Source organism: Mycobacterium sp. NGS41 (assembly GCF_059812725.1).
On sequence record NZ_JCALDF010000001.1, the window covers coordinates 40,736 to 52,787 of the forward strand.

Annotated in this window: 10 protein-coding genes; 8 read left to right on the top strand and 2 right to left on the bottom strand. The window is 64.4% G+C overall.

The genetic code is table 11. The features are described from left to right. Positions 1 to 30 precede the first annotated feature (30 nt). The 5 genes from AC5Y21_RS00195 to AC5Y21_RS00215 all read left to right on the top strand — a co-directional run bounded on the left by AC5Y21_RS00195 (position 31) and on the right by AC5Y21_RS00215 (position 5,491). A complete protein-coding gene (locus AC5Y21_RS00195) occupies positions 31 to 1,272 on the top strand; it encodes a methyltransferase (RefSeq protein ID WP_499908240.1) in 1,242 nt (413 codons plus the stop codon). Between the two features lie 5 nt (positions 1,273 to 1,277). Beyond that, on the top strand, positions 1,278 to 2,015 hold the full coding sequence (locus AC5Y21_RS00200) for an alpha/beta fold hydrolase (protein WP_499908242.1): 738 nt from the start codon (positions 1,278 to 1,280) through the stop codon (positions 2,013 to 2,015). Positions 2,016 to 2,089: 74 nt separating this feature from the next. After that, positions 2,090 to 2,716 (top strand): hypothetical protein, encoded by a 627-nt coding sequence (locus AC5Y21_RS00205; RefSeq protein WP_499908243.1) that lies wholly within the window; start codon positions 2,090 to 2,092, stop codon positions 2,714 to 2,716. Positions 2,717 to 3,094: 378 nt separating this feature from the next. Beyond that, positions 3,095 to 3,877, top strand: coding sequence for a hypothetical protein (locus AC5Y21_RS00210; protein ID WP_499908245.1), 783 nt, complete (start codon positions 3,095 to 3,097; stop codon positions 3,875 to 3,877). 12 nt (positions 3,878 to 3,889) lie between these two features. Beyond that, positions 3,890 to 5,491, top strand: a complete 1,602-nt coding sequence (locus AC5Y21_RS00215; protein ID WP_499908247.1) for an esterase-like activity of phytase family protein — start codon at positions 3,890 to 3,892, stop codon at positions 5,489 to 5,491. A 72-nt stretch (positions 5,492 to 5,563) separates the two neighbouring features. Here AC5Y21_RS00215 and AC5Y21_RS00220 read toward each other — a convergent pair whose 3' ends face one another. After that, positions 5,564 to 6,073 carry a nitroreductase family deazaflavin-dependent oxidoreductase gene (locus AC5Y21_RS00220; protein ID WP_499908248.1) on the bottom strand — a complete coding sequence of 170 codons (510 nt, stop codon included), beginning with the start codon at positions 6,071 to 6,073 and terminating at the stop codon, positions 5,564 to 5,566. Positions 6,074 to 6,089: 16 nt separating this feature from the next. Next, a complete protein-coding gene (locus AC5Y21_RS00225) occupies positions 6,090 to 7,784 on the bottom strand; it encodes an IS200/IS605 family accessory protein TnpB-related protein (protein WP_499908250.1) in 1,695 nt (564 codons plus the stop codon). A 145-nt stretch (positions 7,785 to 7,929) separates the two neighbouring features. On the opposite strand from AC5Y21_RS00225, the gene AC5Y21_RS00230 reads away from it, so the two are divergent. The 3 genes from AC5Y21_RS00230 to AC5Y21_RS00240 all read left to right on the top strand — a co-directional run bounded on the left by AC5Y21_RS00230 (position 7,930) and on the right by AC5Y21_RS00240 (position 12,017). Next, entirely contained in the window at positions 7,930 to 8,685 is a 756-nt protein-coding gene (locus tag AC5Y21_RS00230) for a DUF427 domain-containing protein (RefSeq protein ID WP_499908251.1), read from the top strand. Positions 8,686 to 9,107: 422 nt separating this feature from the next. Beyond that, complete coding sequence (locus tag AC5Y21_RS00235; protein ID WP_499908253.1) at positions 9,108 to 10,259, top strand: YncE family protein; 1,152 nt, start codon at positions 9,108 to 9,110, stop codon at positions 10,257 to 10,259. A 126-nt stretch (positions 10,260 to 10,385) separates the two neighbouring features. Continuing rightward, positions 10,386 to 12,017 carry a long-chain fatty acid--CoA ligase gene (locus AC5Y21_RS00240; RefSeq protein WP_499908255.1) on the top strand — a complete coding sequence of 544 codons (1,632 nt, stop codon included), beginning with the start codon at positions 10,386 to 10,388 and terminating at the stop codon, positions 12,015 to 12,017. The last annotated feature ends 35 nt before the right edge of the window (positions 12,018 to 12,052 follow it).

Sequence of the window (12,052 nt, forward strand, 5' to 3'; positions counted from 1 at the left end):
ATACGCCACTGCTAGGGAGCCGGCGCCGAAGTGACCGACGATCCGCGGGTTGATGCTGTCTCCCGCCAATACGATCAGCGGGAGTATCCACCTGCGGTAACCGACCTCGAAGTGTGGACCAAAAACCACTGGGATTGGTTCGATCCGTTCTGGGCTCATCGGGTGTTGTGGCCGAACCGGGAATATAGACCGGACCTCGACATTCTGATCGCGGGCTGCGGCACCTACCAGGCGGCCGTTTTCGCGTTTATGAACCCCGGCGCGAAAGTAGTGGCGATCGATGTCAGCCGTTCTGCCCTGAACCACCATCAATATCTGAAAGATAAGCACGGGCTGGATAATTTGGAGTTGCATCTGCTTCCGATCGAAGAGGTGTCATCGCTCGGACGCGACTTCGACCTCATCGTTTCCAGCGGCGTACTGCACCACTTAGCAGACCCGAAGGCCGGACTCAAAGCTCTGGCCGACTGTTTGCGCACCGACGGGGCATTAGGTGTCATGCTCTACGCGAAGTACGGCCGGCTCGGTGTCGACATACTCGAATCGGTCTTTCGCGACCTCGGCCTTTCCCAGGACGCGGCGTCAGTCCAACTGGTCAAAGACGCGATTGCGCTGCTACCGGCGGACCACCCCGTCCTGAACTACCTCAAGCGGGCGCACGATTTGCTGAACGACGGCGCCCTGGTCGACACCTTCCTCCACAGCCGACAGCGAAGTTACACCGCTCACGAGTGTCTGGACCTGGTCAGTTCGGCGGGGCTCACTTTCCAGGGCTGGTTTCATAAAACGCCGTACTACCCGAACGATCTTTTGATGCCGGTAAGCGGATTCAAATCAATTTTGGACCAGCTACCCGACACCCGAAAGTGGTCGGTGATGGAGCGTCTCCAAACGTCGAACGCTACGCACTTCTTCATCGCGTGCCGCCCGGAACGTCGCAAAGCGGATTACACGATCGATTTTTCGACGGCCGGATCGCTCGACTATGTTCCGGTAATGCGTACCGCGTGTCTGCTATCCGGCGACGAAATCCTTTCGCCTGGGGCCAAATTCAAGCTCAACCCGACTCAGCTGCCCTTTGTTCAGCACGTCGACGGCAGTCGCACGATTCGACAGATCGCCGAATGTCTCGCGCAGCGCAGCGATGTGACCCAGGAAAGTCACGCTGGCTTGCTAGAGTTCGGCCGCAACCTCTTCCAGTCGCTGTGGCACCTCGATTTTCTGGCGATGGCGCTGAACACCGACTCGTCCACTCCTCAGCGGGACCGGTGAATCGGATGGCATTGCCCGCATTGGTTCTCGTACACGGCGGCGGGCTGGCGGCCGACTCGTGGGATCTGACTATCGACGAGATCCGCCGGCTGGAGCCGGAGCTGACAGTGCTGGCGGTCGACCTGCCAGGGCGGCGTGGCAAGCCGGGGAACCTGCGCACGGTCACCATCGCCGACTTTGTGGAGTCCGTCGTCGCCGACGTCGAGGACGCCGGACTGGACGACATCGTGCTGGTCGGACATTCGATGGCGGGGCTCACGGTTCCCGGTGTCGCGGCCAAACTTGGCCCGTCCAGGGTGCGCGAGTTGGTGCTCGCGACAGCGTTCGTGCCCCCCGAGGGAAAGTCGTTGGTGGACAACCTGACTGGGCCGTTAGCAATGGTTGATCGGCGTAATGCCAAGCGAGGCGGACTAAGTCAGACGCCGGCGGTGGGCATCAGGTTGGGCTACCTCAATGGCGTCCCCAAAGCGAAGCGAAAATTCATGGCCGACAGGCTATATCCGGAATCCGCGCGAATTCTCGCGGAAAAAGCGTCCCGGCGGGGAGTGCCCGACGACATCCCCCGAACGTGGATACTCGCCCTGCGTGATCGCGCTCTCTCGATGCAGGCTCAGCTCAGGGGCATCGAAGCGATCGGCGGTGTGCAGACGCTGTTCACAATCGACACCTGCCACTGTCTGATGGTCAGCGAGCCCGAACGGCTGGCTGAGATCCTCGTCGACCGCTGCCGCCGGCACGCCTGATCCAAAATCGTCGCGATTCTATGAATGCACTGAAAATTCTTGTGTTACACGGAATCTTGCTTCATGGTGTCGCTGTGAGATTGAGCCTGTCCACGGCGGTTGCCCTCGCGGTCGCGATGCTGCCGGTCGCCGCTTGCGGCAGCAATACGACGACGCACTCGACGACATCGAGCGTCGCCGGCACGACCTCTTGCGCCGCTGCCGCTACCTCCAGCGGCGCATCCACCGCCCCAGCCAACCCCGCCGACCCGATCTGCCCGCTGACGGTCGACGCTGTTCAGGCCGCTATCGGCACGGTCTTCCGTGGGCCGGTCAAGCTCGACAACATCCCCGGTGCGGTCGAGTGCAACTATCAGGTCGACGACAATCGATGGCTGCACATCAGGGTCGCGCCGTATGCGGCCAACCGTAAGGCGACCATCGTCGTCACTACCACGAAGGTGGAATACGGTGGCACGTCAGCGCAGCAAGTTTTCACCTCGGCGGGTACCGCGTTCCAAACCGTCGCACAAGCCGGCGGCGGAGAACGCGGATTCGAACGGTATCCCGATATCGGCGCCGGGCTGGTCACGAACGGGGTGGGCGGCTTTGTCCTGGCCGGTACCCGAGACGTCTGGTACTCCGGTAATTTCGGGATCTTCACCGACCGCGACTACAACGTCGTCGCCATGAATGTCGCGAAGGCGCTGGCTGCGTTGTAACGCTCCTCGGGAACGCCCCCGATACGTCCCGCAAAGCGGCTTTGAGCAAATACCGCGAAGAGGGTCCGACATCATCGCGTTCGATCTATGCGATCAGATCGACAGATCTCGGCGAGACGGTCAATCCGGCAGCGTCGGGCGACCAGCCGATGGCAGCCGGCACTCTCGTCACACGGGCCACTTGGGCACCGGGAAACCGGTGATATCGCATTGCGGAAAACAATGACCGCGCCCTTGCAGGGACACGCGTGACTGCTGTGACGGCTGCGCCTAGGACCCCGTGTGTCGCGATCCAGCTTGCGACCGTGCGCAAACGACCGATGCGCTGTCGGTTACCGCCGACAGCACGGCAAACCGCGACTCATACACTGGCCCATCGTGGGCATGCTGTTCGGCTTGACGCCGTGGATCGTTTATTGGGTGCTTGTCGGTAACGTTCCGTTCCGTGCCGCTGTGCTGATCGCGCTGGTGGTCGCCGTCGTCGCGTTCGTGATCGGGCGTGCCGCCGGAAAGCCGTCGGGTGCGCTCGAAATAGGTTCCGTCGCAGCGTTTGTGGTGCTAGCCGAATTGGTGATGGTGACCAGCGAATCAGCGATGGCGCCCTGGTTACTGCCGATCAGCAACGCTGGGATCTTCATCGTCGCACTCGTCAGCGTGCTGATCGGCAAACCGTTCGTACACGAGTTCGCTGCGGCCGAACAGCCCGCCGACGTGGTCAAAACCGAGCTGTTCGGCCGGCTGACCAGGGTATTGACCTGGATCTGGGTGGCCACGTTCGCCCTCATGACGGTCTCGTCGTCGATTCCACCGATCGTGCACAGTCATGCCAGCCTCCTGGACGCCGGCACGCCGCTCTCGTACGTCTGCTACTGGATCATCCCGTTCTCTTTGTTCGGCGCGACGGCGCTGGCGTCGCGACTGCTGCCCGACCGGATGATGGCCGGGATCGACGACGTCGCCCGAGAGACCTCGTTCGTCGCCTACGACGAAGCCACCATCGACGAGCTCTACTACCTCGCCCAGGAACACGCCAATCGCGAGGTCGGCCCGGGTAAAGAGGCCTACAGCGTCAAGGTCGGCGGCATGGGGACCCCGCTGACCGGCGACGAGTCCCGCAAATCGTGGCCCTCGACCTACAAAGTGCGCGACAAGCGGCACTGATTGGAAGTCGGCTTGGCATTCGCGAAGAGCTGGGCGGCAACCGCGGCGGCAACGGCGCTATTGGCAGCGTCGGCGTGCTCGTCGCTGGACGTGCCGCCCGCTGACCCGGCAAAGCAGGCCGGGGGCAAACCGAGCACGAAACCTGGTGCAGTTCTGACCATCTCGCCCGGCCAGCTGCTGGCCGCCACCAAGGGTGTAACGCCGGTGTCGTTCGGCAAGCCCGCGCACGGCACCATCGCATACGGCTCGTACGGGGCAATGATCTACACGCCCGACGCCGGCTTCACCGGTACCGATCAGCTTCCGGTCACCGTCAGCCGCGCCGTCCGCCTCTACGCCGAGGACCAGTCGCCGTCGACCATCATCGGCGAGGTTGCCATCCAGCCCAATGCACATGGATCTGCGATCGCAGCGGTACCGGGCAGCGCCGACGAGATCTACGGCCTCACCGACCGCGGGCCTGCTGTCGCAGGGCGTACGCCCAACGAAGTGGTGCTGCCACAACCCGATTTCCACCCGCAGATCGCCAAGTTCAAACTCGCCGGCGGGGTGGCGTCGCTGCAGCAGATCATCATGCTGACCGGACGTGACGGCGAGCCCCTGGTGGGGCTCATCGACCCGCAGGCGGTCGCCGGCGAGACGCTGGTCGACCTCAACGGCAACCCGCTGGCGCCATCCGATCACGGCCTGGACGGCGAAGGCTTGGTCGCCATGGCCGACGGGACCTTTTGGGTGTCCGACGACTATGGGCCTTTCGTCGTCCATTTCGACGCGAATGGCAGAGAGCTGGAACGCTTTTCGCCGTTCAACGGAACCTTGCCGCGGGAGCTTTCGCTGCGCAGCCCCAATCAAGGCATGGAGGGGCTGACGATCACCCCCGACGGTACGACGCTGGTCGGCATCATGCAGTCGGCTCTCAACACACCGGGGCTGGTGGGCTCGGCTAAGTCCGTCCCGGTCACCCGCATCGTGACGGTCAACATCGCCGACCGCTCGAATGTGCACGAGTACCTATATCCGCTTGCCAACCCGCAGGACACGAAGGTGGGCGTTTCGGATATCACAGCACTGAGCGCCACCACGTTCCTGATCGACGAGCGTGACGGCGCGGCCGCGCCCGGCGGCAACAAAAAGATCTATCTGGCCGACATCTCCGGGGCCACCGATATCGGGCCCCACTCGACGGTGCCTGGGACGTCCTATCGCGCCGACGCCGGCGGGCTGCTGGTCAACGGCGTGCCGATCGAGACTCTGGTCGGCGTCAGCACCGACGCGGCCGCCGTAGCCAAACTCAAGGTTGCCGGGATCACCGTTGCCACCAAAACGCTCAAGCTGGATCTCGGGGAATTGGCGCGCTCGTTGTCGGCCAACGGTGATTTCTTCGGGCACGACAAGATCGAAGGCGTCATCAGCCGCGACGGCGGTAAGACGCTGATGATCGCCAATGACAGCGATTTCGGCTTGGCCGGCTTGGCGTCGCGGACACCGCCGTTCACGCTCGCGCCGAAGATGCTGCCCAACGGCACTCAGGACAGCGGCGAGATTCTCACCGTCGACACGACGTTGCTGCCGCCCAAAATGGAAACCGTGCTGGTGCCGATCAAAGTCGGCTGAGCGGGCGCGAGCAGACTCAAAAGCACCCGACACGCGGGGCGTGCGGGTGCTTTTGCGTCTGCTCGGCCTACTTCAAGTGGTGGGCGTAAGCCGAAAGACCCTGATCTCACGGGGCGCGCAGCTGGTCCGATAGCTCTCGTATCCGGGGTAGAAGTCGGCGGCGGTGGTCCACGCCTTGGTGCGGGCGTCGCCAGTGAGCAGTTCGGCGCGGTACTTCTTTGGCGGACCCTTGAATTCGATCGTGCACTCAGGGTGTGCCTTCAGGTTGGCGCTCCACGCCGGATGGCTTGGACGCCCGTAGTTGGAGCCGATTGCCAACAGCCCTTCGCCGTCCTCGATCAGGGCCAGCGGGTGGGTGCGCTGCTCTCCGGACTTGGCGCCGGTGCTGGTGACCAGCCCGACCTTGTCGAGCCCCATCGCGCTCAGGCGGCCATTTGTACGGGGGATCAGCACCTTGTCGATACGCGGCGCCAGGTGCACCGCGAACTGGTAGCCGGCCTGACTCATTGCGATGCGCTCCATGATCGCCTCGCTGAACCGCAACCGTCGCCCGCGACTGGGGCTTTCCCGCCGAAACGCCACACGTAGGACAGTACCGTTACTGACGTTGTTGGCCGTTGTTGGCCGTCGCCGGGGTAACGGTTGCCCGGCCCGATGTCTGCGTTCTTGTCCGGTTGGGCGCGCGGGATGTGGTTCCCCGTGTCCCTGGCCGGTGGCGGGCACTGGTGTTCGCCTGCGGGTTGTGGGGTGCGGTCTGGTTGGTAGCTCTCACCGGGCGATCCTCTGGTCGCCGCGGTGTCACACCTTTCCGTCGCCGCGCCTTGAATCCTTGGGCGCGTCTGCCGATCACGGTGGCGGCTGCCTGGTGTCGGGTGACGTCTGTGTAGGGGCGTTGCCAGTGCTGGGCGCCCCAGGTGCTGGTGTAGGCGGGGTTGACCGCGAACACGGTGATACCGGCGCGGTGGGCTTGCGCGGTGAGCCGGTTGCGGAATACTGCGGTGGGGATCCTGGCGACGGCGCGGCGGAAGCGTTTACCGCGCCGGCCGCGGCCCATCGTTTCCCGTCCGGTGGCCCGGGCGTCGGCGAACTTGAGGTCTTCGACTGCGATCGCGGTGATGCGATGCTGGCTGGTGTAGTGGATCAGCCGGGTAATCGCGTGGCGCACTTGGGCATCCCGGCGCGATGAGGTGCCGGTGCAGTCGATGTCGATGCGCTGCGGGCGGCCGACCGGGTTGCCGTGGCCGTCGAGGCACTGCACGGCGAGGTGGCCGTCGTTGAGGTCCACCCCCACGACCGGTCCAACGCCACGGACCTCGCCGTCATCGTCGCCGCTGACGGCGGCGGCTGGGTCGCTGTTGTTGGCCCAGGAGGCGGTCAGGTATCGCCCACCGCGACTGGGTTTGCGGGTAATGGTGTAGGCGACCGACTGACCGCCGGTGGTGCGTGCGGTCCATTCTTCGCGGCGGTGGGAAAACACCGCCGCGCCGGACAGCACGTAGCGGCCTCGTGCGGCGTTGGCCAGATACTCCAACGGTTTCGGCAGCCGGATGCTGACCTGCCCGGCCGCGGTGACGGTGATCGTCAGATTCCCGAACGGCTCATCCCCAGAACCCTTGGCCTGAATCCGATATCGGGCACACTCCCATTCCCGGCGCCAGGCGTGCGCGCTCAAACCGGCGGTTTGGAGGTGATGGCGTGTGCGAGCGAGCCGTTTGCCGCCTTCGACCACACGCACCCGCTTAGCGTTGAAATCGCTCGTGACCCGGGCCAGTTGCGCGCGCAGAGCTTGCAGCCGTTGCTGTTTGGCGAACCTCTCGGCCCCGTTTGCGTAGCCCTTGGGTAGCCGCGCATTGCGGCGTTGGGCACACTGGGCGGCGGTGAGGGTGTCGCCGGTGGGAGCGGCCAGGCGTTTTTCGATCGTGGTGATCGCCTCCCGCAACCCGATGATGTGGCGCTGCTGGCCCTCCCGGGCCAGCCTGTACTGCTCATCGTTGCCGGCGATGACTGCATTGGCCCACCGGGCACTGGACTGGGCCGTCAACGCCGTCTTGCGGGTGTTGAGCCGATCCCTGCGCGCTTGCCGCCGCGCATCAGCATCGCTTGCAGCATCTGTCGGTGTCGGCCGCGATTGCTGGGCCAAGTCCGCTCGTCTCACGCGGCCAACATGGGCTGCCACCGCATCCAGCACGTGCTCGTCGGCGGGTGACGTACGAAGCCGGGTGGTGATCGCACACCCCGACCGTGGCGCGACCGGCTTGACACCGCGCCATTCCCGCAGTTTCTGCCTGTTCATGCCGCGGATAATCCCAGACAGGTCCGACAAAAACCCGGGCGACCGCTACCTGCCAACAAGACCGCTAGCAGCTCCCCACCCGCGTGGGTGGCAAGCTGGAATGATGTACGCGATTAGCACATCTGCCGTCCGCACAGCGTGACTCATGGCTGACTATCCCGAAGTAGCTGCCACCCGGGGAAGGATCGAGCCGGCACCGCGCCGCGTGCGGGGCTTCTTGGGCCACGAGTTGGTCTTCGATACCACCGAGGCTCGATACGTTTGGGAAATCCCTTATTACCCAGCGTATTACATCCCTCTGCAGGATGTCGGGACGGAGTTTCTGCGCGACGAGGACCACCCGCAGAAAGTACAGTTCGGCCCGTCGCGGCTGCACTCGGTGGTCGGCGCCGGCCAGAACCATAAGTCGGCGGCGCGGGTCTTCGAGAGCGACAGCCCCGTGGCGGGCTATGTGCGATTCGAATGGGATCCGCTGCGCTGGTTCGAAGAAGACGAGCAGATCTACGGCCACCCACGCAATCCGTATTCACGCGTCGATGCGCTGCGATCGCATCGGCGCGTCCGCGTGGAACTCGACGGCGTGCTGCTCGCCGACACCCGCTCTCCGGTGTTGCTCTTCGAAACGGGTCTGCCCACCAGGTACTACATCGATCCGACCGACGTGTTCTTCCAGCATCTGGAACCGACGTCGACGCAGACCCTGTGCCCGTACAAGGGAACGACGTCGGGCTACTGGTCGGTGCGGGTGGGTGACACCGTGTATCCCGACCTCGCGTGGACCTACCACTACCCGTTGCCGGCCGTTGCCCCGATCGCGGGGCTGGTCGCGTTCTACAACGAGAAGCTCGACATCATCGTGGACGATGTCGCGTTGCGGCGGCCGCGCACGCACTTCAGTTAGCAGGCCTGCCGGAACACGCCGTAAAGCGCAGAATGTGATGTTTGCCTCTTTCGTCCGCCAACTCTAAGAGTTTCTTTATTTTCGCGGACGCGTGACTTCCCTTGGCCTGGTTAGCGACAACCAGCAGGGCGACTGCTGAGCAGCGTGTTTTCGGCTTGCTAGCAAGTTGGCTGCGAAATACCCGATTGCTGAATTCTAAGCGGAGTCTGAGTTGGCCGAGTGACGCGAGTTACACGATAGAAATTGAATTCTTTTCGGCCAAAATCCAACCGGTAGGGTCGTAATTCAAAGCAGTCGTACCAGCGCTTCATTTTTCGGCGCTGAAATTCGGTTGATCAAGGGCTACCGATGTCGCACAGGCATTGTCGCGACGTCTGACTGCCCATGTGCACGTCCGACAACAGAGCAAAGGCGGTGCCAGCGTGACTCGCAGGAACGACCGACAGGTCGCCCGTTATGGCCACAATGACCGGATACCGGAGCTCAAGGTGGCACCAGGCGACGCGAACGTTGTCGAGATCGCGGTGCGCAACGGCCCGATCAGCGGCATCGCCGTCAGCCCCGACGGCAGCCGGCTGATGGTGAGCAACTACGGCCGCAACAGCGTCTCTGTCATCGACGCCGACGTCTGCCGGACCGTGCACACCGTCGAGGGCGTCAACGAGCCGTACGGAATCGTCATCGGCGGCCAGCACGGCCGTCGGGCCTACATCAGCACCGCGTCGCCGGCGTACGACTCGATCGCTGTCATCGACATGTCCAGCAACACCGTCGTCGCGACCCATCGGCTGGCGCTGAGCGTCAGTGACCTGGCGGTTAGTTCCGACGGAAAGTACCTCTACGCCAGCCGCAATGGTGCTCGCGCCGCTGACGTCGCGGTCATCGACACCACGACGGACAAGGTCGAGGTGATCGACGTCGCTGATATTCCGGGCACCAGCACGCAATGCGTGCGGGTCAGCGCCGACGGGTCTCGCCTCTACGTCGGAACCAACGGCCCGCGCGGCGGCCGGCTTGTGGTGCTCGCCGCCCGCGCCGACGGCGACTCGGGCCGTGCCGAAAGGGGCTCGCACCGGCGTCGCAAGAGCAGAATCAGCCCCAACGGCTGGCGCGTCATCGACACCGTCGAGATCGGTCTGCCCATGCGCGACGTCGCGCTCAGCCCCGACGGGGCCATCGCCTATGTGGCCAGTTGCGGTTTCGATGCCGGCTCGGTGGTCGATGTTGTCGACACCCGCACCAACAAGATCACCGGCACCCGCAAGATCGCCGAGATCGGCGGTCTGCTCACCGGCCTGACCATCAGCGGCGATGGCGACCGCGCCTACCTGGTCAGCGACGACGGCATCGCCGTGCTGTGCACGCTCACCCACGACGTCATCGGCACGGTCAAAGTGGCGACGCAGCCGTCGTGCCTGGCGGAAAGCCCGGACGGCAAGCACCTGTACATCGCCGACTACGAGGGCGCAGTCACCGTTGCGCCCGTCGTGTCGACTGTCACGAGCGTCGCAAGCGATGCTTCGGGCGAGTGGGCCATGCCCGAGCTGATGCAGTACGAGGCGGCACTCGTCTAACCCACTGCCTGGGTAAAACACGCTTCTCGGGGGAACCCGTTCCTCATCGCGCGCTGCGGCGATAGCATTCGCCCGACTGAACATCAGGCGGCGGTGCTGCGCCGAGATTCATAAGGCGGTACATCGATGTACAGCACGATGCAGGACTTTCCGTTGACACTGACCGCCGTGATGCGGCACGGCTGCACTGTGCACGGGGCACGCACCGTCACCACCGCAACCGGCACGGGATACCGGGAGACCAGCTACCGCGAAGTGGGTCAGCAAGCCGCTCAGCTGGCAAATGCCTTGCGCGGCATCGGGATCACCGGCGACCAGCGTGTCGCCACGTTCATGTGGAACAACGCCGAACATCTGGCGGCTTACCTGGCGGTGCCCACCATGGGCGCGGTGTTGCACACCCTCAACATTCGGCTCTTTCCCGAGCAGATCACCTACGTCGCCAACGAGGCCGAGGACCAGGTGGTGCTCCTCGACATGTCGCTGGCGAAATTGCTCGGACCGATCCTGCCCACCCTCGACACCGTGCACACCGTGATCGCGGTCGGCGAGGGAGATCTGGCGCCACTGCAGGAGTCCGGCAAGAACGTGCTGCGCTACAGCGAGGCGATCAGCGGTGAGCCGACCGAGTTCGACTGGCCAGACCTCGACGAGAATTCCGCCGCCGCGATGTGCTACACCAGCGGTACCACCGGTAACCCCAAAGGCGTTGTGTACAGCCATCGTTCGAGCTTTCTGCACACGATGGCGGCTTGTACCGCCGACGGCATGGGCCTCGGTTCCAGCGACAGCGCGCTGCCGATCGTGCCGATGTTCCACGCCAACGGGTGGGGCGTGCCCTACGCCGCGCTGATGGCGGGCGCGGACTTGGTGTTGCCGGATTCCCACCTGGACGCCCGATCGCTGATCGACATGGTCGAAAAGCTGCGGCCCACGGTGGCGGCCGCGGTACCGACGATCTGGAACGACGTCATGCACTACCTGGAGAAAGACCCCGACCACGACATGTCGTCGCTGCGGCTGGTGGTCTGCGGCGGCTCGGCGGTGCCGGTATCGCTGATGCGCACCTTCGAGGACAAACACGGCGTCGAGATCCGGCAGCTGTGGGGCATGACGGAGACGTCGCCGCTGGCGACCATGGCCTGGCCGCCGCCTGGAACGCCGGCCGACCAGCACTGGGCCTACCGCGGCACCCAGGGCCAACCCGTCTGCGGCGTGGAAGCCCGGATCGTCGACGACGAAGGCCAGGTACTGCCTAACGACGGCAAAGCCGTCGGCGAGGTGGAGGTTCGCGGCCCATGGATCGCCGGGTCCTACTACCTGGGACGCGACGAGTCCAAGTTCGCGTCGGGCTGGTTGCGCACCGGCGACGTCGGCCGGGTCGACGAACGCGGCTTCATCACGCTGACCGACCGCGCCAAGGACGTCATCAAGTCCGGCGGGGAGTGGATCTCGTCGGTCGAGTTGGAGAACTGCCTGATCGCGCATCCCGACGTGCTGGAGGCCGCCGTCGTCGGGGTTCCCGACGAGCGCTGGCAGGAACGGCCGCTCGCCGTCGTCGTGCTCAACGAGGGCGGTTCGGTGACCGCCGCCGATCTGCGAAAGTTCCTCGCGGACAAGGTCGTTCGCTGGTGGCTGCCCGAGCGCTGGGCGTTCGCCGACGAGATTCCGCGCACCAGCGTGGGCAAGTACGACAAGAAGACCATCCGGTCCCGCTACGCCGACAATGGCTACGACGTCGCCGAAGTCCGCGACTGAGTATTGGCGAGCAGACGCAGAGTCGCATAAATCCG